The sequence below is a fragment of the Microbispora hainanensis genome, assembly GCF_036186745.1.
In the GTDB taxonomy this organism is placed as follows: domain Bacteria; phylum Actinomycetota; class Actinomycetes; order Streptosporangiales; family Streptosporangiaceae; genus Microbispora.
On record NZ_CP108086.1, the window covers coordinates 5,173,877 to 5,196,178 of the forward strand.

Annotated in this window: 16 protein-coding genes; 10 read left to right on the forward strand and 6 right to left on the reverse strand. The window is 72.0% G+C overall.

The genetic code is table 11. The annotated features are described in order from the left end of the window. The first annotated feature begins 33 nt into the window (after positions 1–33). The 4 genes from OHB01_RS24190 (at position 34) to OHB01_RS24205 (ending at position 3,976) form a co-directional block, all read left to right on the forward strand. Entirely contained in the window at positions 34–561 is a 528-nt protein-coding gene (locus OHB01_RS24190) for a cell division protein SepF (protein ID WP_142645023.1), read from the forward strand. 104 nt (positions 562–665) lie between these two features. Beyond that, the gene (locus OHB01_RS24195; RefSeq protein WP_205829672.1) at positions 666–932 is read left to right on the forward strand and encodes a YggT family protein; all 267 of its coding nucleotides are present in this window, start codon (positions 666–668) and stop codon (positions 930–932) included. A gap of 49 nt (positions 933–981) precedes the next feature. Then, on the forward strand, positions 982–1,845 hold the full coding sequence (locus OHB01_RS24200; RefSeq protein ID WP_142645024.1) for a DivIVA domain-containing protein: 864 nt from the start codon (positions 982–984) through the stop codon (positions 1,843–1,845). Between the two features lie 46 nt (positions 1,846–1,891). Continuing rightward, entirely contained in the window at positions 1,892–3,976 is a 2,085-nt protein-coding gene (locus OHB01_RS24205) for a hypothetical protein (RefSeq protein ID WP_328854011.1), read from the forward strand. A 254-nt stretch (positions 3,977–4,230) separates the two neighbouring features. Here the strand turns inward: OHB01_RS24205 and OHB01_RS24210 are convergent, their stop codons facing one another. Beyond that, a complete protein-coding gene (locus OHB01_RS24210) occupies positions 4,231–4,593 on the reverse strand; it encodes an ArsR/SmtB family transcription factor (protein ID WP_142645026.1) in 363 nt (120 codons plus the stop codon). A 97-nt stretch (positions 4,594–4,690) separates the two neighbouring features. Between OHB01_RS24210 and OHB01_RS24215 the strand changes: the two genes are divergently transcribed. Beyond that, positions 4,691–5,938, forward strand: coding sequence for an MFS transporter (locus OHB01_RS24215; RefSeq protein ID WP_142645027.1), 1,248 nt, complete (start codon positions 4,691–4,693; stop codon positions 5,936–5,938). Positions 5,939–6,020: 82 nt separating this feature from the next. Here OHB01_RS24215 and ileS read toward each other — a convergent pair whose 3' ends face one another. Then, positions 6,021–9,179, reverse strand: a complete 3,159-nt coding sequence (gene ileS / locus OHB01_RS24220) for an isoleucine--tRNA ligase (RefSeq protein ID WP_142645028.1) — start codon at positions 9,177–9,179, stop codon at positions 6,021–6,023. 709 nt (positions 9,180–9,888) lie between these two features. Here ileS and OHB01_RS24225 point away from each other — a divergent pair. Genes OHB01_RS24225 through OHB01_RS24235 form a run of 3 tightly spaced genes read left to right on the forward strand, consistent with a single transcriptional unit; the run spans position 9,889 to position 11,814 of the window. Continuing rightward, complete coding sequence (locus tag OHB01_RS24225) at positions 9,889–10,281, forward strand: TraR/DksA family transcriptional regulator (RefSeq protein ID WP_142645030.1); 393 nt, start codon at positions 9,889–9,891, stop codon at positions 10,279–10,281. A 53-nt stretch (positions 10,282–10,334) separates the two neighbouring features. Then, the gene (lspA, locus tag OHB01_RS24230; protein WP_312845711.1) at positions 10,335–10,892 is read left to right on the forward strand and encodes a signal peptidase II; all 558 of its coding nucleotides are present in this window, start codon (positions 10,335–10,337) and stop codon (positions 10,890–10,892) included. Beyond that, the gene (locus OHB01_RS24235) at positions 10,885–11,814 is read left to right on the forward strand and encodes an RluA family pseudouridine synthase (protein ID WP_142645032.1); all 930 of its coding nucleotides are present in this window, start codon (positions 10,885–10,887) and stop codon (positions 11,812–11,814) included. The genes lspA and OHB01_RS24235 overlap by 8 nt, the downstream gene beginning before the upstream one ends. 213 nt (positions 11,815–12,027) lie before the next feature. On the opposite strand, the gene OHB01_RS24240 is transcribed toward OHB01_RS24235, so the two are convergent. Both OHB01_RS24240 and OHB01_RS24245 read right to left on the reverse strand, forming a co-directional pair. After that, on the reverse strand, positions 12,028–13,638 hold the full coding sequence (locus tag OHB01_RS24240) for a serine/threonine-protein kinase (RefSeq protein ID WP_328854012.1): 1,611 nt from the start codon (positions 13,636–13,638) through the stop codon (positions 12,028–12,030). Positions 13,639–13,730: 92 nt separating this feature from the next. Continuing rightward, positions 13,731–15,656: a serine/threonine-protein kinase gene (locus tag OHB01_RS24245; protein ID WP_142645033.1), complete on the reverse strand. Its 1,926-nt coding sequence runs from the start codon at positions 15,654–15,656 to the stop codon at positions 13,731–13,733. A gap of 405 nt (positions 15,657–16,061) precedes the next feature. Between OHB01_RS24245 and OHB01_RS24250 the strand changes: the two genes are divergently transcribed. Further along, positions 16,062–18,842, forward strand: a complete 2,781-nt coding sequence (locus OHB01_RS24250; protein ID WP_222709383.1) for a M14 family zinc carboxypeptidase — start codon at positions 16,062–16,064, stop codon at positions 18,840–18,842. A 65-nt stretch (positions 18,843–18,907) separates the two neighbouring features. Further along, positions 18,908–20,338: a M1 family metallopeptidase gene (locus OHB01_RS24255; protein ID WP_328854013.1), complete on the forward strand. Its 1,431-nt coding sequence runs from the start codon at positions 18,908–18,910 to the stop codon at positions 20,336–20,338. A gap of 123 nt (positions 20,339–20,461) precedes the next feature. Here the strand turns inward: OHB01_RS24255 and OHB01_RS24260 are convergent, their stop codons facing one another. Together OHB01_RS24260 and OHB01_RS24265 are read right to left on the reverse strand one after the other, a co-directional pair. Further along, on the reverse strand, positions 20,462–21,097 hold the full coding sequence (locus tag OHB01_RS24260) for a response regulator transcription factor (protein ID WP_328854014.1): 636 nt from the start codon (positions 21,095–21,097) through the stop codon (positions 20,462–20,464). Beyond that, positions 21,094–22,239, reverse strand: a complete 1,146-nt coding sequence (locus OHB01_RS24265; RefSeq protein ID WP_142645037.1) for a sensor histidine kinase — start codon at positions 22,237–22,239, stop codon at positions 21,094–21,096. Before OHB01_RS24265 ends, OHB01_RS24260 begins: the two co-directional genes overlap by 4 nt. Positions 22,240–22,302: the final 63 nt, after the last annotated feature.

Here is a 22,302-nt window from a genome sequence, read left to right on the forward strand (position 1 = left end):
TGAAGGCACCAGTAACGCGGAGGACGACGAGCGATGGCCGGCGCGATGCGCAAGATGGCGGTCTACCTCGGTCTCGTGGAGGACGACCGCTACGAAGACAGGTACGCGGCAGAATACGGCACAGACGAGGACTATGGCGACGAGGAGTACGAGTCGCCGCGGCGCGGCTTCGCCGGGCCCTCGGGCGCGCACTCCGGGCCCCTGGAGCGCGAGGACGACGCCGAGACGGCCGTCCCCGCCCCGCGTCCTCCCACGACCGTGCTGGAGCGCCGTACGACCGATCTGGCGCGTATCACCACCCTGCATCCCCGCACGTACAACGAGGCGCGCACGATCGGCGAGCACTTCCGTGAGGGCACGCCGGTCATCATGAATCTGACAGAGATGGTCGACAGCGACGCAAAACGCCTTGTCGATTTCGCGGCAGGTCTCGTCTTTGGCCTACACGGCAGCATCGAACGTGTTACCAACAAGGTGTTCCTGTTGTCCCCCGCCAACGTTGAGGTGACCGCCGAGGACAAGGCCAGAATCGCGGAACGCGGCTTCTTCAACCAGAGCTAGAGTTCCATACATGAACAGTGACCGGCTGAGCGGTGCCCGTGCGGCCCGAGGGCGGCTGGACCGAGGGGAGGCGGGGCTCGACCGTGGGGATCATTAGCGAGATCTTGGTCATCGCCCTGACCCTCTTCCTGGTTCTGCTGATCGGCAGAATGATCATAGATACGGTGCAGGCGTTCGCCCGCGCCTGGCGGCCCACAGGGGTCGTCCTGGTGCTGGCGGAGGTCGTTTACACAGTGACCGACCCACCTCTCAAGTTCCTCCGCCGTTTCATTCCGCCCCTCAGGTTGGGTACGGTGGCCTTTGACCTGAGCTTCACAGTGCTGTTCATTGTGGTTTTGGTCTTGATCCAAGTCGTGAACGCGCTTCGTTGATCGGGTACCGTCCGACCGGACAGACTCCAAGCGCGCCAAGGAGACCCAAATGCCGTTGACGCCCGCTGATGTGCGGAACAAGCAGTTCAGTACCACCCGGCTGAGGCCGGGGTACGACGAGGAGGAGGTCGACGCTTTCCTCGACGAGGTCGAGGCCGAGCTGGACCGCCTCATCCAGGAGAACGAGGAACTCCGCGCGAAGCTGGCCGAGTGCCTCAGGGGCAAGGTGCCCGGAGGCATGGGCATGCCCGGCTCCATGCAGATGGCTCCCGCTCCCGTGGCCGAGCCGAAGCCCGAGATGATGGCGCCCCAGCCGGAGCCGATCAAGCCTCCGGAGCCGGCCCGCCCCGAGCCGGTGCCCGTCGGCATGGGCCTGCCGCCCGCCGAGGACAACATGGACACCGCGGCCCGCGTGCTCGCCCTCGCCCAGCAGACGGCCGACCAGGCGATCGCCGACGCCCGTCGCGAGGCGGACGAGACCGTGACCCGCGCCCGTCGCGAGGCCGACGACATCCTCGGCAAGGCCCGCCGCCAGGCCGAGCAGATCATCGGTGACGCCCGCGCCCGCGCCGAGACGCTGGAGCGCGACGCCCAGGAGCGGCACCGCCAGGCCATGGGCACCCTCGTGCAGACCCGCGACGAGCTGGAGCGCAAGGTCGAGGAGCTGCGCAGCTTCGAGCGTGAGTACCGCAGCCGTCTCAAGCTGTACCTGGAGAACCAGCTCGCCGAGCTCAACGTGGCCGGTGAGGGCAGCGGAGGCTTCCCGATCGTGGGCGCCGCCCCGGCCATGGCCCACGCCGTCGCCCCCGCTCCCCAGCAGATGGGTGCGGCCCCCAACCCGTTCGGCCAGGAGCCCTCACAGCACTCCGGCGCCTTCCCCGGACCCGACGGCCCCCACAACGACCGCCGGTAAGCAGTGGCGGGTCCCCACCGGGACCCGATAGCTCGGAGAACCCCCCGTGATCCTCATCAGTGCCGCCCTGGTCCTCGCCGCAATCGTCCTGCTCATCGCAGGCGTCGTGCTGGGGACGCCCCCTCTCGTGATGTGGTCGATCGTCGTCAGCGTGCTGTCGGCGGTCTGCCTGCTGATCGGGGCACTGCTGAGGCGCCACGAGCTGTTCCCTGCCGGTGGGCGTGCCGCCGAGGGAACCGCTCCCACCCCCCAGGGTTCGTCCGTGCCCCAGCTCGCGCACGTCGGTGCCGTGAGCGGGGCGTACGGCGGAGCCCTCGCCGGGGCACCGGCGCATCCGGTGGCCGCGCCCATGCTGGCGGCCCCGCCGGTCACGCATCACGGGGCACTGCCCCCGCAGACCTTCCCGTCCCCGCCCCCGCAGCGGACGGGACCGATCACGCGGCCGCCGGCCGGTTCCGGCCGGGGCCTCGCCCCCGACGCGATCGTCATCGTGATCCCCGGGCGCAAGCGCTTCCATCTGGCCACCTGCCGCCAGCTCGCCGGGCGTGAGACCGAGGAGCTGACGCACGAGGAGGCCCGCGAGGAGGGCTTCACGCCCTGCACCACCTGCCTCCCCGAGGTCTCCACCCGTACGGCGGAGCCGGAGGAGGCCCCATCCCGCGGCGGCACAGCCCGCGGTGACGCGGCCCGCGACGAGAGCCTGCGCGCGGAAGCCGCTCCCACGACCACCACGCCTTCGGCCGGGACCTCCGGCACGACCGGCAGGACCCCGTCCCGTCCCACGTCCGCTGATCGTGAGCCGCCTGTCGCGCGGTTCCCTCAGCCCGGCGTCCCGGGGCCGCGCCTGCCCGAGTCGCCCGGACCAGAGTCCTCCGGCCCCGGCACATCCGTTGCCGGCGCGGCGGGTGCCGCGGCCGTTCCCCCCGCGTCCGGCTCTTCCGCAGCCGCCCCTTCCACAGAGGGATCGTCTGCGCCGTCCGACGACGAAGCGCGCGAAGAGCCCCGTGAGACGGCGGGTAAGCCGTCCGGGAAGACCGCCGGCGGCGAGACCGCCGAGCAGGCCGACACGGCGGCCGACACGACTTCCGAGGCCGGCGCCGCGACCACGGGCGGCACGCACACGCCCGTGGACTGGTTCGGCCGGCGCGCGGCGCAGGAGCCCGGTGCCGAGACGACGCCGCAGCGGCCCGCCGCCTCCGCCCCGCAGTCCCCGTCTTCGCAGTCCTCGCCTTCTGCCTCGTCTTCGGGATCGTCGTCCGGTTCCTCCGCGTCGTCCCGGCCTTCTGCCACGTCATGGTCCGCACCGGCCTGGTCTCCGCCGGCGACGGGATCGGCATCGGGCCGGTCGGACGCCGAGACGGACGAGTCGCTCACCGACACCGCGGTGCACGGCTGGTTCAAGCCCGGCATGTTCTCCCAGCCGTGGGACCCCGCGCGGTCCAAGGCCGCAGGGGAGGCGACGGAGGACACCTCGTCGCCGGAGGGCGGCGAGTCCGGCGCACCCGCCGCCAAGGGCAAGGCCAAGGGCGCGGCCTCGCCGCGGCAGGCCGCCTCCTCCCGGGCGGACGACGAGCAGGCCCGTGACGACCAGAACGACTCCGGGACCGCGGACGCCGACACGGCGTCCCGTCCGGAGGACGCCCCCACGCCCGCGGGCGCGGGGGCCCGGAAGCCGGTGGAGCCGGCAGAGACCCCCGGATCCGGGCGCGCCGGATCCGCGGCCTCGGCCGGCTCCACCTCCGGCTCGGCGCCCGCCGCCGGGAGCACCGCTGAGAAGAGCAGCGGGAAGGCCGACGCCTCCAACGAGGAGGACGGCGCAGGCGACGGCGATCGCGCCGCCGCTACGGCCCGCCCAGGAAGGGCGGCCACGTCCCGTCCCGGCGGCACGGATACGGACCTTGAGGACCGTGGCGGGTCCGGCGACGAGACCGGTGAGGATCGCGCGGCCGACGCGGCGGAGCCGTCCGCGGACGGGGACGTGCCGGTGCGGGTCATGATCGGCACACGGCGCTACCACAAGGGCGAGTGCCCCCTGATCAGCGGGATGGGCGACTCGGGCGTCGAGACCATGACGCGGGCCGAGGCAGACGAGGCCGGCCTCACCCCCTGCTCGGTCTGCCAGAACGACTGAGAGCGCGGGGCATCGTCCCACGGTCGCGCGATCGGGACAGGACCGGCTGATCCGCGAGCCCGGCGAGGCAGCGAGACCTGCCGCACGGTGTGACACGTCCACCTCGCGAGCACGTCCGAAGGAACCTGCGGCATCCCGCACCGAACGCGATCACTTCTGCGACGAGAACGTCGGGAGGGTCCCGGCGAGCGGCTTGTCTGTTCACCCCGCTGCCGACGGCGCGACCGGGGCGCTTGGGCGTGGGCGCGAGGCCGTCAGGGATGCCAGGCGGCGACGAGGTCGAGGAGGCCGGGGAAGCGCTCCTGCAGGTCGTCGACGCGGACCTGGCTGCGGCGTTCGAGGCCGTACTGCCGCTGACGGGTGACGCCGGCCTCGCGCAGGACGCGGAAGTGGTGGGTGAGGGAGGACTTGGGCCGGTCGATCCCGAACCAGCCGCAGGGATGGTCGAACTCCTCGGCCTCCAACAGGAGTTTGCGCACGATGGTCAGCCGCAGCGGATCGGCGAGTGCGGCGAGCACGTGTTCCAGCCGAATGTCTTCACGCGCGGGTTCGGGCAAGGGCGGGGGCGCGTCGGCACGCGGGGGATAGACCTTGAACGCTGTGGAGGCTGCGGGCATCGCGGCTCCTTCCTGCCGCTAGGAGCAAGTACGAATTTTCTCGTACTGCATGCTAACTTCGAAAAAGATCGTACTGCCCGCGGAGACGGAGCCTCTCATGTCGCATGTCCGCATCGTCCCTGCCACCGCCACCCATGGGACCGCGCCCCCGCCGCGGCCCCGGCCGGCGCCGACCTGGTGGGTCTGGCTGGCCGCATGGCCGGTCACGGCGGTGTTCGTGCTGTCCAACGCGGCCACGCCGCTGTATGTGCTGTGGCAGCGGGAGATCGGGTTCTCCAAGGGGACCTTGACGGTCGTCTTCGCGCTCTACATCGTCGGATTGCTGGTCTCCCTGCTGGTCAGCGGTGTCGCATCGGACCGGCTGGGCCGTAAGGCGGTCCTGCTGCCGGCCCTGGCGCTGGCCTTGATCGCCTGCCTGGTCTTCGCCACGGCCACGTCGGTGGCCGCTTTGGCCGTCGCCCGCGTGTGCACCGGCATCGCGGTGGGCGCCGTGGTCAGCGCCGGGATGGCCGCCGTGACGGATGTGGCCGGGGCGCACCGCAAGCGCCTCGCGGCGCTGCTTGCCTCCTGCGCCATGGTCTTCGGTGCGGGCCTGGGCCCGCTGCTGGCCGGCGTCTTCGCGGAGACTCTGCCGGGGCCCACGGTCACCGTGTTCGTGGTGGAGGCCGCCCTGCTGCTGACCGCCGCCGTCACCGTGCTGCGGATGCCGCTGGGCCGCCCCGCCCGGGTGATCTCCGGCCGGTGGATTCGAGTGCCCTCGGTTCCTGCCGAGGGGCGCCTGCCGCTCCTGCTGGGCATCGCCACCTTCGGCCCGGGCATCACCGCGACCTCGTTCGTGCTGTCGCTGGGCCCCTCGCTGCTCGCGGGCCTGCTGCATTCCAGTAGCCGCGTCCTCGCCGGCGTCACCGCGTTCGTGATGTTCGCCGCGGCGACGGGCACGCAGTTCGCCGTCCAGCGCGTCTCACGCCGCACGGTGCTGACGGCCGCCGCGGTGTGCACCGTGGCCGCCATGGCGGCGTTGGCGGGAGCCATGCGGGCGGGCTCGGTCGTGCTGCTGGTGGCCGCCGCGCTGCTGGCCGGAGCCGGCCAGGGCATGGGCCAGCTGGCCGGGCTGTCGCTGCTGAATGCCGCCGTTCCGGCCACCCGGCTGGCCGAGGCGAACGCCGCGCTCAATGTGGGAGGGTACGTACCCGCCGGTCTCCTGCCGGTCGCCGCGGGGTATCTCAGCGACGCGGCGGGCCTCACCACCGGCTCGACGATCTTCGCCGCCGTGCTGGCCGCCCTCGCCCTCGCGGGCGGGGTGGTCGTCATGGCGACCCGCCGCCGCATTGTCGAGCCCGGCTGAGCGGAGCCGCCGGGGCACCCCCGGCCGCCGTACATGCACGATGGGGGCCGGTCGGCGTGACCGGCCCCCATCGGCGTCGGGATCAGGCTTTGCGGAGGCGGAAGGACAGGCCGAGGTCGGCGTCCTCGTGCACCGGCAGGTCCTCGTCCGGGGTGCCCTCGGTGATGCTCGCCGCCAGCACCTCCTCGGCGACGGCGTCGCCGCTCTCGCGCAGCGCCTCGGCCGGCTCGCCCTTGGCCGACCACCACAGGTGGATGCGGTCGGTGATGGACAGGCCGGTGGACTTGCGGGCCTCCTGGACGAGCCGGATCACGTCGCGGACCAGGCCGGCCCGGCGCAGCTCGTCGGTGATCGCCAGGTCGAGCGCCACGGTCTCGCCGGTGCCGGTGTCCACCGCGCCGGTCTCCACGGCCCAGCCGGACTTCGGCTGCTCGGTGACGATCACATCGTCCGTGCCCAGCTCCACCGTGCCCAGCTCACCGGCGTCGACCGTCGCGGACCCGCCCGAGCGCAGGGCGCGGGCCAGCTCCGCCGGGTCGGCGCTCGACACCGCCGCGGCGACGAGCTTGGTCTGCGAGCCGAACCGCTTGCCGAGGCTGCGGAAGTTGGGCTTGACCGTGAACGTCACCAGGTCGGCGGAGAAGCCCGACAGGTCCTCAAGCCGCTGGACGTTGAGCTCGTCGGCGATCAGGTCGCGCAGCTCGCCGGGGAGCGCGGCCCAGCCGGGAGCGCCGACCAGGGCACGGCCGAGCGGCTGGCGGGTCTTGACCGACGACGAGGCACGCGCCGAGCGGCCCAGCTCAACGAGCCGGCGCACCAGCGCCATCCGCTCCGACAGCTCGGGGTCGAGCAGCGCGGTGTTCACCTCGGGCCAGGTGGCCAGGTGCACCGAGGCCGGGGCGTCCGGCTCGCGCAGCACGTCCCACAGATAGTCGGTGAGGAACGGCACGAGCGGGGCCATGAGCCGGGTGACGGTCTCCAGGCACTCGTAGAGCGTCGCGAAGGCCGACGCCTCACCGGACCAGAAGCGGCGGCGCGAGCGGCGGACGTACCAGTTGGACAGGTCGTCCAGGAACTCGGTGAGTCGGCGCCCGGCCCGGGCGGTGTCGAACTCCTCCATCGACGCGGTGACCTCGGCCACCGTGCGGTGCAGCTCCGCCAGCGCCCACCGGTCGATCAGCGGCCGGTCCGCGTACGCCGGGGCCTCGGCCGCCCGGGCCGGGGACCACGACTCGGCGTTGGCGTACAGCGTGAAGAACGACGCGGTGTTCCAGTAGGTCAGCAGGACCTTGCGGACGATCTCCTCCAGCGCCGCGTGGCCGATCCTGCGCGGAGCCCAGGGGGACCCGGAGGTGGCCATGTACCAGCGCAGGGGGTCGGCGCCGTGCTGGTTCATCAGCGGCATCGGCTGCAGGACGTTGCCGAGGTGCTTGCTCATCTTGCGGCCGTCCTCGGCGAGGATCAGGCCGAGGCAGAGCACGTTCTCGTACGACGACCGGCCGAACACCAGCGTGCCGACGGTCATCATCGAGTAGAACCAGCCGCGGGTCTGGTCGATCGCCTCGCAGATGAACTGGCCGGGGTAGGAGCTCTCGAAGACCTCCTTGTTGACCAGCGGCGCGCCCCACTGGGCGAACGGCATGGCGCCGGAGTCGTACCAGACGTCGATCACGTCGGGCACGCGCCGGGCCTCCGCCTGACACGACGGGCACGGGAAGGTCACGTCGTCGACGTACGGGCGGTGCGGGTCGAGGCCGGTCAGGTCCTGGCCCGCCAGCTCGCCCAGCTCCTTGAGGGAGCCGACGCAGGTGACGTGGTCCTCGTTCTCCGAGCAGACCCACAGCGGCAGCGGGGTGCCCCAGTAGCGCGACCGCGACAGCGCCCAGTCGACGTTGTTGCGCAGCCACTCGCCATAGCGGCCGTGCTTGATCGTCTCGGGGAACCAGTTGGTGCGCTCGTTCTCGGCGAGGAGCTGGTCCTTGATCGCGGTGGTCCTGATGTACCAGGACGGCAGCGCGTAGTAGAGCAGCGGAGTGTGGCAGCGCCAGCAGTGCGGGTAGCTGTGCTCGAAGTGCTCCCCGCGGAACAGCAGGCCGCGCTCGCGCAGGTTCTCGGTCAGCGGCTCGTCGGCGTCCTTGAAGAACTTGCCGCCCACGAACGGCACGTCCGGCAGGAAGCGGCCGTCCGGGCCGATCGGGTTGACCACCGGCAGGCCGTAGCGCCTGCAGACGGCCATGTCGTCGGCGCCGAAGGCGGGAGCCTGGTGGACCAGGCCGGTGCCGTCCTCGACCGTGACGTACGTGCCGAGCACGACGTAGTGGGCGCCCTCGATGTCGACCAGGTCGAAGGGCCGCTGGTAGGCGGTGTGCTCCAGCTCGGAGCCCTGGTAGGTGGCCAGCACCTCGGCGTCCTCGCCGAGGACCCGCCGCAGCAGCGGCTCGGCCACGACCAGCACCTCGTCGCCGCGCCGGGCCGCGACGTACGTCACGTCGGGGTGCACGGCGACCGCGGTGTTGGACACCAGGGTCCAAGGGGTGGTGGTCCAGATCAGCAGCGAGGCGCCCATCTCGGCCAGCGGGCCGGACAGGACGGGCATCCGCACGTACACCGACGGGCTGGAGACGGTCTCGTAGCCGCCGGGCTGGCCGAGCTCGTGGTCGGACAGGCCGGTGCCGCAGCGCGGGCAGTACGGAGTGATCCGGTGGTCGCGGAACAGCAGGCCCTTGTCCCAGACGACCTTGAGCGACCACCAGACGGCCTCGACATACTGGGGGTCCATCGTGCGGTAGGCCTGGGACATGTCGACCCAGTAGCCCATCCGCTCGGTCATCTCCTCGAACGCGTCCACGTGCCGCAGCACCGACTCGCGGCAGCGCGCGTTGAACTCGGCGATGCCGTAGGACTCGATCTCGGGCTTGCCGGACAGGCCGAGTTCCTTCTCGACGGCGACCTCGACGGGCAGGCCGTGGCAGTCCCAGCCGGCCTTGCGGGGCACGTGGTAGCCGCGCATCGACTTGTAGCGGGGGAAGACGTCCTTGAAGACGCGGGCCTCGACGTGGTGGACGCCGGGCATGCCGTTGGCGGTCGGCGGGCCCTCGTAGAACACCCAGGTGGGGCCTCCGGCGTTCTGCTCCAGCGAGCGCTCGAAGACCTTCCCGTCCCGCCAGCGTTCGAGGACCTCGTGCTCGAGGGCCGGCAGGTCGACCTGCGCGGGAAGTGAGCGGAAATAGTGGGAAGACATCGTCGGGCGGGACCTCCACGCGGTGAGCTGGCAGGGGCTGCTGACAGCGCTGCTGACATGGCGTGAAGGGACGAAGCCGGGAACGGCTCCGCGGTACCACCCTTCTTGACGACCGGCCTGGCCGGGCGCCCTCTCGTTTTCCTCTCCGCTGCCGGTTCTACTCGGCCGGGACGGCCTTTCTTCCGGCGGCTCCGGGGTGATCTTCCCTGCGCGGCCCGCCCCGGGCTCACACCGTCCCCGGGTCGCTGTGCGGGCGGATGCGGAGGTACTCGTCCCCATCAACACCTTGCAGACTACGACGATAACGCAACGCGGGCGGAAGGGCTTCCCGATATACGCGCGACGTTAGGGGTGAGACCCGGCCCGTCCCGGGAATAGGGAGGAACACGCGCAGGCCTCGCGATTGTTGTGGGGATGTGCGGGCGGGCCCCGGCGGCCGTCGGGAGGACGACCGGTGGTGGTCCGCGGGCCTTCGCCTCGGGATCCGGGGCATGGTCTCGATGACACCGTCCGCGACAAACTGATCGAAACAGAGCGTGACGAGGAGGAGCTGGCCGAATGCCCCGTCCCGGTACGGGTGGGGTAAAAGCCTCGGCGAGTCCGTTGCCGATTCGTTATCGGCGACTTATTCTGCCCGGACCGGCTCGAATCGCACCCGCTCGACGGGTGCCCTGAGCCCGACGGGTTCTGGGCGAAGGGGAGGCCCGCAATGACGCGCTCGGCGAGAACCGCCATCAGTGACGACGTCTGGTCCGACGAGGAACTCGCGGAGGTCGGCGAGCGGCTGCGGCACGAGATCGAGGAACTGCGCACCGACATCGCCCGGGCGGAGGAGCAGCTCGCGTCCGGCGACGTGAGCCAGGGCGCGGGGGACGATCCGGCGGACGCCGGGGCCAAGACCTATGAGCGTGAGCGCGAGATCGCCCTTACCCTGAATGCGCGCGACCTGCTCGCGCAGAACGAGCGGGCGATCGCCCGCGTCGAGGCAGGGACTTACGGAGAGTGCGAATCGTGCCACAAGCCGATCGGCAAGGAGCGTCTTCGGGCATTCCCGAGGGCGACGCTGTGCGTAGCGTGCAAGCAGCGGGAGGAGCGCCGCTGAGCGATCCACCGGCGCGGCCCGACCGCGCGCGGAAGATCGCTCTCCTCGTTGTCGTGGCCGCGGTCGTGTACGTGCTCGACCAGGTCAGCAAGTTCCTCGTCGTGGAGTTCCTGGAGCACGAGGAGCCTCTCACCGTCGTGCCCGGCGCGCTGGTGCTGACCGTGATCCGCAACGCCGGCGCCGCCTTCAGCATCGGCACCGGCATGACGATCGTGTTCACGGTGATCGCGCTGGCCGTCGTCGTCGCGATCGTGCGTACGGCTCGGAAGCTGCACAGCCTGCCCTGGGCGATCACGCTGGGCCTGCTGCTGGGTGGCGCCGTCGGCAACCTGACCGACCGCATCTTCCGGTGGCCGGCCCCGTTCCAGGGGCATGTGGTCGACTTCATCCAGGTGTTCCCGGTCACCCGCTTTCCGGTGTTCAACCTCGCCGACTCGGGCATCGTGTGCGGCGGCGTGCTCGCCGTGTTCCTCGCCTGGCGCGGCTACCAGATCGACGGCACCCGGCAGACCGACAAGCCGGAGCCGGTCGAGGACCGCGGGCAGAGCCACGCGGAGAGCGAGGCGGACACGCAGGCCGCCGAGCCGGCGAGGGAGCGGACCGATGGGTGACCAGCGCAGCCTGCCCGTGCCGGACGGCCTGGAGGGCGAGCGCCTCGACGCCGCCCTGGCCCGTCTCTTCGGCTTCTCCCGCACCCGCGCGGCCGAGCTGATCGCGTCGGGGGACGTGCTGGTCGACGGCGCCGTCCCGGCGAAGTCCGACCGTGTCCATGCCGGGGCCTGGCTGGACGTCACGATCCCGCCGCCGCCCGCCGCGCCGATGCCCGTGGCCGAGCCGGTGCCGGGCATGGCGATCCTCTACGAGGACGACGACATCGTCGTGGTGAGCAAGCCGATCGGCGTGGCGGCGCACCCGACCGTCGGCTGGACCGGCCCCACCGTGATCGGCGGCCTGCTCGGCGGCGGCCACCGGGTGTCCACGAGCGGCGCGGCCGAGCGCCAGGGCATCGTGCACCGGCTCGACGCCAACACCACCGGCGTCATGGTCGTCGCCAAGAGCGAGCGGGCCTACTCGCACCTCAAGCGGGCGTTCAAGGAACGCACGGTCGACAAGCGCTACCACGCGCTCGTCCAGGGGCACATGGACCCGCTGCGGGGCACCGTCGACGCCCCGATCGACCGGCATCCGGCGGGCGACGGGCGCTTCGCGGTGGTGGCCGGAGGCAAGGACTCGGTCACGCACTACGACACGATCGAGGCGTTCCGGGCGGCGTCGCTGCTCGACATCAAGCTGGAGACCGGCAGGACCCACCAGATCCGGGTCCACATGTCCGCGCTCAGGCACCCGTGCGTGGGCGACCTGCTGTACGGCGCCGACCCCACCCTCGCCGCCCGCCTCGGCGTGGGCCGGCAGTGGCTGCACGCGGTCTCGCTGTCGTTCGAGCACCCCGCGACGGGCGAGTGGATGACCTTCACCAGCGACTACCCCGCCGACCTCGCCCACGCCCTGGAGATCCTCTCCGACGAGGGCTGAACCCCGGCTCCGCCGGCTCCAGAGGCTTTTGGGGGCGGGCGGGCCGCCCGGCCCGGCGAGCGGGGCGTTTGTCCGGCTCCGGGGCCTGTCGGGGCGGGGAACGCCGGGGCGCCGGGTTCCACGTGTCCATGGTCTTCGCTCCGGCTGGGCGAGCGCCGTGATCTCCGGGGGACGCGCCAGGATGCCGGGTGGACCGTTGGCGGCGCGGCCGGGTCAGGCCGCCCAGCCGGTCTCCGGCTGGATGTAGCCGTCGGGGATGTCACCGAGGTCGCCGAGATCAGTGGTGTCGTCCGTGGTGGGCCCCCGGCCCTCGTCTTTTCCCTGGCCTCCACCTGCGCCCTGGGACGGCTTGGCGCTGCCGCCGCCGTTCCCGGGCTTGCCCGCGGGCCCATTGCCGCTCTGCTTCGCGGGGCCGTTGCGCTTCGCCGGGGGAGACCCCTTGGGCCTGCCCCCGCCCTTGGACGCGGCCCCACCTTCATGCTTTCCCCCGCCGTGCCTTCCGGCGGGCCCGCCGCGATCCTCCGTACGGTGCCCGCCCGCGGCGCCGGGGTTCCCCACCGGCCGGGTGGCCGCCTTCTCCGCCCCGCGGCTCTCGGCCCGCCTGCCGGCCTCGGCGGTCCCGGGCTCGGCGGTCCCGGGCTCGGCGGTCCCGGGCTGGGCGGTCCTGGTCGCGTAGACCGTCACCGTGGGCGTGCTCACCACGGCGGTCCCCCTCGGGTCGGCCGGAAACCTGGCGGTGGCGAACGCGACCGCGCCCGCCGCCAGCCCGACGAGCGCGACGAGTGCCCCGGAGCCCGCCGCCAGCGCCCACGGCCTGCGGCGTCCGCGCACCGGTGCGGGCACCGGTGCGGGCACCGGGACCGGCGTCGGGGTGCCCTCGCCGAAGGGCACCGGCGTGGGGGTGGAGGCGGGGGCCGAAGGCGTGGTGTCGAAGCCGGGCATCAGCCGGGCGAGCCGGGGCGGCTGCCGCGGGCGCGGCACGACCGGGTCGGTCGCCTGGCCGCTGGCAACGGCGTACAGATGCTGGGCGGCGTAGTCCGCGGTCATCCTGCGGGCCGGGTCCTTGACCAGCAGGCCCTCGATCACCGGTGCCAGCGGCCCGGCGTTGTGGAGCGGGCCCGCCTCCTCGTACATGACCGCGGCGAGCGTCGCCAGCGCGTGCCCCCGGTGGAACGGCGAGCGCCCCTCGACGGCCATGAACAGCGTCACTCCGAGCGACCACAGGTCCGAGGCCCGCTGCGCCTGCCGTCCCGCCGCCCGTTCGGGTGCGATGAACGCCGGGGTGCCGATCAGCATGCCGGTGCGGGTGACCGGCGAGTCGTCCTCCATCGCGGCGATGCCGAAGTCCGTCAGCACGACCCGGCCGTCGTCGGCGAGCAGCACGTTGTCGGGTTTGACGTCCCGGTGCAGCACGCCGTTCGCGTGGGCGACGCGCAGCGCGGCCAGCACCCGCGACCCGATCTCCGCCACCCGCCGTGGCGGCAGCGGGCCCTCCTCGCGGATGACCGATCCCAGCGTCCGGGACGGGATCAGTTCGAGGACGATCCAGGGACAGCCGTTCTCCTCGAATGCGTCGTACACCGCGGCCACGCCCGGATGGCTCAACCGCCCGGCGGCCCTGGCCTCGCGGAAGGTCCTGATGGTGAAGACCTCCCGCTCCGCGCCGGTGAGCCCGGCCGACGCGAGCAGCTCCTTGACGGCGACCTCACGTTCGAGCACCTGGTCGACGGCGCGCCACACGGTGCCCATGCCGCCCCGCCCCAGCGGCTCGATCAGGCGATAGCGTCCTGCCACGACACGTTCGGAGGTCTGCGCTTCAGCCATGGTTGTCGCGCTACCCGCCTTGGGCGGACGCATGCGACATCATTGCCTGCCCGGGCGAAATCCCCTCGACCTGCGGATCGTCCCCGGATCGGCTATGCCGGCTGGAAGGTCCGCGTGAAGGCGTTGAAATAGGACAAACCGGATGTCCATCGGGAGTCGGCGACCTGCCAATAGAGCATGATGGACCGGCCGTCACGGAGCCTGAAGGCGCGATCGATCACCCGCACCTTGCCGAAGCTCGGTTTGAACGTGAACTCCCACTCCGCCGACTCGACCCCGAGGTAACGACTCGTCTTGTAGTCGATGCGCTCGTAGCCCGGCAGGTAGCCCTGCTTGGTCGAGTTCATCTCGACGATGCGCAGGGCGTTCACCGGATTCGGGTCCTCCCACGGCGTCAGGTCCACCTGCAGGTAGTCGTGACTGTTCGGATGGTGGAAGCGCACCCGGGCGCCCTCCCTTCCGAACGGGACCCAGCCGGAGGGCAGGGCGATGGAGAAGCCCAGCGGGTCGTGGTAGGTCTTCCACCCCTTGGGCGGCTTGGGGGCCTCCGGTGACGGCTTCTCCGAGGGCGTGACCGGCTCGGGGGAGGCGCTCGGTGAGGTGTCCCCCGACGGGAGATAGGCGCCCGTGGTGGGGCCGATCTGCGTGGTATTGGGATCCTCGGCGAGGGTCTCGTCGCCGGCCGGTGAGCGGGAGCCGTACCAGAGGCCCACGCCGGTGGCCACGAGCGCCAGCGGTAACACGACGCCCAGGATCACCTTGGCCAGGGTCTGCTTGGCCGCGGAGACCTGTCCCGGAGGGCGCGCACCCGGTGCGGCGTACGCGCCGGGCCTGCTTCCCGGCGGGACGGCGGGTCCGCCGGGACCGGGGTGGCTTCCGGGTGGGGCGGCGGGACCGGCGTGGCTCGCGGCGTTGACCCCTCCGCCGTTCGGCGCCGTGGGGTGGCCCGCCATGCCGATGCCGCCTCCGGGCCCGGTCGGTCCCTCGGGACCGGCGCCCCCGGGCCATACGGCGGTGCCGCCGTACGGCCGGGTCCCGTGCGGCTGCGCGAAACCGGACGGAGGCTGCTGCGACGGCCCGGACGGAGGCTGCGGGGTACCGGGCGGAGGCTGCGGCGGCCCGGACGGGGCGCCGCTCCACGGGCCGGGCTCGGGCAGGTTGTACGGGGGACCGGGGGCGGCGGCGGGTCCGGGGGCGGGTCCGGGGGCGGCCGTCAGTGCGGCGTTGAGCAGGGCCGCGGCCTCGGCCGCGCCCATCCGCCGGGCCGGGTCCTTGCGCAGCAGCCCTTCGAGCACCGGCGTCAGCGCGCCCGCCTGCCGGGGCGGGGCCGGGTCGTCGTGCAGGATGGCGGCCAGAGTGGCCACGGGCGTCTTGCGGTCGAACGGCGTTCCGCCCTCGACCGCGGCGTACAGCGTCGCGCCGAGCGACCACAGGTCGGACTCGGGGGTCGCGGGATCGCCGTTGAGCCGCTCGGGCGGCATGAAGGCGGGGGTGCCGATGATGCCGCCGGTCATGGTCAGCCCGGCCTCCTCGGGCATCGTCGCGATGCCGAAGTCGGTGAGCACCACCCGGGTCTGCCCGCTGAGCAGCACGTTCTCGGGCTTGACGTCCCGATGCAGCACCCCGGCGGCGTGCGCCGTGCACAGCGCGTCGAGCACCTGCAGGCCGATCGCGGCGACCCGGGCGGGCGGGAGGGTGCCCTGGTCGCGCAGCACCTGGCCCAGCGACTGCGCCCGCACGAGCTGCATCACGATCCAGGGGCGGCCGTCCTCCTCGATGACGTCGTGGACGACGACGACGTTCGGATGGTCGATGCGGCCCGCCGCTCGCGCCTCACGGATGGTGCGCCGGTTGAACGTCTCCCTGTCCTCTTCGGAGGCGGGGTGGTAGAGCACCTCTTTGACGGCCACCGCGCGGTCGAGCAGGTCGTCGTGGGCACGCCACACGACGCCCATGCCTCCACGGCCGATCGGTTCGAGCAGGTGATATCTGCCCGCGACGCGGCGCTCCTCGTCCACTCTGTCCCTCCTCCGAACATCCTGAATGGTCCCACAGCGGAGCGCGCGGGCGTCCGTCTTCGATCACGCGATGCCCGGCGCGGGCGGGCAAGTCGCAGTCCGCGCCGACCGGCCGGGAACGCCTGCGAGGCGGGCGAACCCGATGCTCAGTTGTTATCGGACGTTATAAAAGGGTGATTCGGACAGTCATCGCTACATTGACTTGCGAAAACTCCATTGCTCACAGTTTCCGTTCGCGCATGGTTATGTTTCGCGGCGGCTTGTCCGGTTTATTCCGTTCTAATACTGTCCGCAGTGACTTTGTCGTTTCCCGGACGGGCGCTCTCCCACGGAGACCTCCCCGTCCCCCCGCCTGGAGGCGAGATGCGGTTACGCACATTGCTGTGCGGAAGATCCCCCTTTGGTGTGGCGCTCGGCGCCGCCGTCCTGGTGTCGGCCACGCTGACGCCCGCGGCGCCGGCGCTGGCCGCGCCGGGCGGCAAGCCGGGTGGCAAGCCGCCCGCGGGGTGCAGCACCGACCCGAACGCCCACGAGGCCAAGGTGCCGTCCCCCGAGCAGTTCTTCGGCTTCCCGCTGGGCAAGGGCCAGCCCCGGGTGCTCACGACCGAAGAGATCCAGAAGTACGTCCAGGCCGTGGGCGGCGCCTCGGACCGCGTGGTCACGGGCAGCGTGGCGCACAGCGTGACCGGCCAGGACCTGCCGTACGCCATCGTGTCCGACTCCCACAACATGGTGCCCGGGCAGCTCAAGAAGATCGCGGACCAGATCCGCTCGCTGCGCGACCCGAGGTCGCTGAAGGCGGACAAGGCGGCGCGCATCGCCGACGACTCGCCCGCCATCGTCTGGATCGCGGGCAACGTGCACGGCGGCGAGAAGAGCGGCGCCGACGCCTCGCTCAAGACCCTGTACGAGCTGGCCAGCGGCCTGTCCTGCGACGTCGCCAAGCGCAACGACAACCTGGTCACGGTCATCATGCCGACCCAGAACCCGGACGGCCGCGACGCGAGCCGCCGGACGAACGAGTACGGCTTCGACCTCAACCGCGACTGGTTCGCCCGCACCCAGCCGGAGACCGACGGCAAGCTCGAGATGCTGCGCCGCTATCCGCCGCAGGTCTTCGTCGACGCGCACGAGATGGGCGGCAGGCAGTACTTCTTCCCGCCGAACGCCGACCCGATCCACCACGAGATCGCCGACCAGCCGGTGGACTGGATCAACCGCATCGGCGCGGCGAACGCCGCCGGTTTCGGTTACAACGGCGCCTGCAACGACGTGGTCACCACCGAGTGCTACTTCAACTACGCGACGTACGACCTGTTCTACATGGGCTACGGCGACAGCGTCCCGGCCACGGGCTTCGGCGCCGCCGGCATGACGTTCGAGAAGGGCAGCTCGTCGGCGGTCGAAGACCGGGTGCAGCAGCAGTTCAACACCCAGTGGGCCACGACCGGCTGGGCCGCCGACAACCGGCGCGAGGTGCTGAACGGCTACTACTCGATCTGGCAGACCGCGCTGGCCGAGGGCGCCGCGGGCGCCCTGGAGCCGAACGAGGTCGTGCAGCCGGCCAACACCGTCCGGTTCCCGGTGCCCGACATCACGATCCGGTCCTACTTCCTGCTGCCCGACCGGCAGCTCGGCGACGTACGCCGCCTGGTCGAGCGGCTGCGCCGCATGGACGTCGAGGTCTACCGGGTGAAGAAGCCCGTGAAGGTGCCCTCCGCGCGGGTCTTCGGCGGCCGGACGGCCAGTGACGTGACGGTGCCCGAGGGCGCCTACTGGATCCCCATGGACCAGCCGCAGAAGCACTGGATCCAGGCGGTCATGGGCGAGGACCCCTACGTCCCGTTCCCGTACTTCTACGACGTCTCCTCGTGGAGCAACCCGCTGCTCGCCGGCGTGGACACCATCACCACCGGTGACGTGGTGTCGCCGAAGGCCGACCTCGTCAAGGACATCGACGGCGGCGTCGCCTCCAACGCGCCCAAGGGCGGGTCGTACGCCTACCCGATGGACTCCGCCGCCGCCTCCGAGCTGACCTTCCGGCTGCTCGGCGCGGGCGTGCCGCTCACGCGTGACGCCACCAGCGGGGTCGTCAGCCTGCCCGAGGCCGCCATGAAGCGCGGCGATCTGGACAAGCTGGCCCGCTCGCTGGGCGTGACGGTCGAGGGCGTCCGCACCCCCGCGTCCGGCGCCGCGCTGCGCACCCCCGACGTCGGCCTGTTCGCCGGCACCGGCATCTCCACCACCTCCGGGTCGTACGGCGAGGCCCGCTACGTGCTCGGCGACCGCTGGGGTCTCGGCCTCAAGCCGGTGACCGCGGCCGACGTCAACGACAACACCCCCGCCTTCACCGAGCGGACCGTCCTGCTCGTCCCGGACGGCAGCAGCTCCAACGGCGGCCTGACCGAGCAGGGCCTGGCCAACCTCAGGCAGTGGGTGGCCGCGGGCGGCACGTACGTCGGGCTGCGCAACGAGGGCACCCGGGTGGCCAGGGCCGCCGGCCTCACCTCCACGACCGAGAAGGCCAAGCCGACCGGTTACCAGGTCATCGGCTCGCACTTCCGGGTGGACGTGGCCCAGGACAGCCCGGTGTCGCTCGGCCGTCCGGCGGAGGACTTCCAGTTCAACAACGGCGACCCGATCCTCAACCCCAGCCAGACCGGCGTGAACGTGCTCACCTACCCCACGGACGACACGTTCTGGTCCAACGGCTACACGGTGGGCGCCGAGGCGCTCAAGGGCACGGCCTCCCTCGTCGACGAGCCGACCGGCGCCGGGCACGCCGTGCTGTTCGCGTACAACCCGCTGTTCCGGGCGTACAACGAGAACGGCATCCACCTGCTCGCCAACGCCGTGCTCTACCCGGCGTCGCAGGCCTCGCCCAAGGCGAAGCTCCGCGTCGCTCCGGACACGCTGCGCAGCGCCGCGGCGACGGCCGAGGAGCCGCCGAACCTCGGCGGCGAGTGGCGTCCGATCGTCATCCAGGTGGCCGACGCCGACCTGGCGCGGGCGCAGGCGGTGGTCGAGCGCTACACGGACACGGCGCAGACCGCGTCCGCGGACGGCTCGTCCTACATCACGATCCCGAACCCCGACGGCCTGCCCGCTGACGAGCACCCGTTCGTCCGCGACCTGGTCCGCGACCTCGGCACAGCGGGCATCCCGCTCCGGTCCGTCGTCGCCTGATCCCACCTGAGAAACCGGGCCGGGCGGCCGGTCTCCCGGCCGCCCGGCCCTCCGAAAGGAACCTCATGACCTCGTCCCGCTCGCGCCGGGCGGTGCGGCTCGGCGGTGCGGCCCTCGCGGCCGCGCTGCTCGCCACCACCCAGGCGACCACGGCTCTCGCGGCCCCCGGCAAGCCCGGGGAGCCGCGCTTCTCCGCCGGCGCCCCCTCGCTCGGCGACCCGTACTTCCCCGACCAGGGCAACGGCGGCTACGACGTTCAGCACTATGACGTCACGTTCTCCTACGACCCCGCCACCAAGGTCATGGACGCCACGACGGTGATCACCGCGGTCGCCACCCAGGACCTCGACCAGTTCGACCTGGACTTCCGGGGCCCGGAGATCACGTCGCTGAAGGTGGGCAAGCACCCGGCCGACTTCCGCCGCGACGGGCAGGAGCTCGTCGTCACGCCGCGGCCGAAGCTCAAGGCCGGGGAGACGTTCACGGTCACGGTGACGTACGCCGGGACGCCGCCGGTCGTCACCGACCCCGACGGCTCGATCGAGGGCTGGGTGCCGACCGACGACGGCGCCTTCGTGCCGGGCGAGCCGCAGGGCGCCCCGGCCTGGCTGCCGTCCAACGACAGCCCCACGGACAAGGCGACGTTCACCTTCCACGCGACGGTCCCCGAGGGCGTCACGGTGGTCGGCAACGGCCGCCTGGTGTCCAAGACGACCGCGAAGGGCAAGACGACGTTCGTGTGGGACTCGGCCGAGCCGATGGCGACCTACCTCGCCACCGTGACGCTGGGGAACTTCACCGTGAACGAGACGACCACGCCGAGCGGCATCCCGGTCTACACGGCCGTGGACCCGCGTCTGGAGGCCCAGTCGGCGGCGGCCGTCGCCCGGATCCCCGACATCCTGGAGTTCTTCTCCTCGATCTTCGGGCCGTACCCGTACAACCAGGCGGGCGCCATCATCGACCGCGCGCCGGACGTCGGCTACGCCCTGGAGAGCCAGACCAAGCCGATCTTCTCCAGTGCGCCCAGCGTCGGCACGATGGCGCACGAGCTCGCGCACCAGTGGTACGGCGACAGCGTGAGCGTCGCCAAGTGGTCCGACATCTGGCTCAACGAGGGCTTCGCGACGTACGCGAGCTGGCTGTGGACCGAGCACACCGGCGGCGCCACCGTGCAGCAGACGTTCGACAGCTCCAGCAACTACGGCCGGGCGGCGACCTCGTCGTTCTGGCAGGTCGTCACGGCCGACCCCGGCCCCGAGGACATGTTCGGCAACGTGCCGTACAACCGCGGCGCGATGACGCTGCACGCGCTGCGCGGCAAGATCGGCGACACCGCCTTCTTCACGCTGATCAAGGACTGGACGACCCAGCACCGGTATGGCAACGCCAGCACCGCCGACTTCATCAAGGCGGCGGAGAAGGTCTCGGGCAAGGACCTGAAGGCGTTCTTCGACGTGTGGCTGTACCAGAAGGGCAAGCCCACCTCCTGGTGACCCTCCTCCGGCGGCTCCCGTTCCGCGGGAGCCGCCGGGTTTCATGGCGTGGGGCTTTCATCGCCGGAGGCTTTCCGGCCGGGCTTTTCGCGGCCGGGCTTCTTCCGGTCGGCGGCGGCGGCGTCAGGGGCGCAGGTGCAGGGCGAGCTGGGTGCGGTCGCGCAGGCCCAGCTTGCGCAGCACGCTCGACACGTGGTTCTTGACCGTGCCCTCGGTGATGCACAGCCGGGCCGCGATCTCCCTGTCGGCCGCCCCGGCGGCGACCATCCGCGCCACCTCCACCTCGCGGGCCGACAGCAGCTCCCGCCCGCGGAAGGCGACCGCGTTCACCGGCAGGTGCCGCAGCTCGGCGACCAGCCGGGCCGCCACCGGGCTGCCCAGCACGGTCTCCCCGCGGCTCACCCGGTGGACGGCCGAGACCAGCTCCTCCGGCGAGCAGTCCTTCAGCAGATAGCCGGTCGCGCCGCCGCGCAGCGCGCCGAAGATGTACTCGTCCTCGTCGAACGTGCTGAGCACGACGACCGCCACCTCCGGATGCCCGGCGGCCAGACGGACGATCAGCTCCACGCCGTTCATGCCCGGCATGCGCATGTCCACGAGCGCCACGTGCGGCCGTCGCTCGCCGATCACCCGCAGCGCCTCGTGGCCGTCGGCCGCCTCGCCGACGACCTCGATGCCGTCCTCGACCTCCAGCAGCTTGCGCAGGCCCTGGCGCAGCAGCGCCTGGTCGTCCACCAGCACCACCGTGACCGGCGTCACGCCCGCACCCCCGCCAGCGGCAGCTCGGCGCGCAGCTCGAACCCGCCGCCCGGCCTGTTGCCGCCGGCCAGCGTGCCACCGAGCGCCCTGGCCCGATCGGCCAGCGACGCCAGCCCGAAGCCGCGCGAGCCGTCGTCCCGGCCCGTTCCGTCGTCGCTGACCACGAGCGCCACCCGGCCGTCGCCGAACGTCAGCGTGCCGTGCACGTGCTCGGCCTTCGCGTGCCGCAGCGCGTTGGTGAGGCCCTCCTGCAGCACCCGATAGAGGACGAGCTCGGTGTCGGCCTCCAGGCGCCGCTCCTCGCCCCGCACCTCGAAGCTCACGCTGATACCGGTGCCGTCGAACGACGCCGCGAGCCGTTCGAGCGCGGCGCTGCCGACGCGGCCGTCGAGCGCGAGCGGCCGCAGCGCCCGCACCCAGCGCCGCGCGTCGGCCAGCGCCTCCACGGTGAGCTCCTTGGCCTGGCGGACCTCCGCCCAGGCGGCCTCGGGGCGGCGCTCGCGGAACCGCTCGGCGTTCTCCAGGCCCATCTTGATGACGGTGAGGTGATGGCCGACCGAGTCGTGCATCTCCGCCGCCATCCGCGCCCGTTCCTCGGCGACGGCCAGCTCCCTGATCCGCTCCAGCAACCCCTGGGCCTCCTCGCGCCTGCGCCGCGCCTCGCGTATGGACGCCACCATGCCCAGGACGAACGCGGAGAACGCCGCCATCCAGGCGGCCTGGACCAGGCCGTCGGCGATGGTGTCGCCGACGAGCGGAGGCGTGACGGCGCACAGGACCACGACGCCCGACAGGATGGCCGTCGCGACGCGCATGCCGTACAGGAAGGCCAGGTCGGCCACCGCGATGAGGATCAGCGGCAGGTGGGTCTGCCGCGAGCCGGTGAACCCCAGCATGATCGTCGCCGCCAGGAACAGCGGGGCCACCCAATGGCGGCCTCGCGCCGGATTCCAGGGAAGCACCGGCCAGAGCACCGCGAGCAGCACGAGGTTGGCGCCGAAGAGCACGACCTGCGGCCGGGCGGCGGGGCCGGCCGCGACCCATTGAGTGAGGCTGGCGGCCAGCAGGGCCGTCATCGCCCAGAACACGACGTTGAACAGGAACGGCCGGTCGGCGTCGCGAAGCCAGTCGAAACGCGCCATGGTCTCGACCCTAGAGAGATCCGGACCGGATGCAATCGCCCATCGGGGCCATGACGAAGGTCA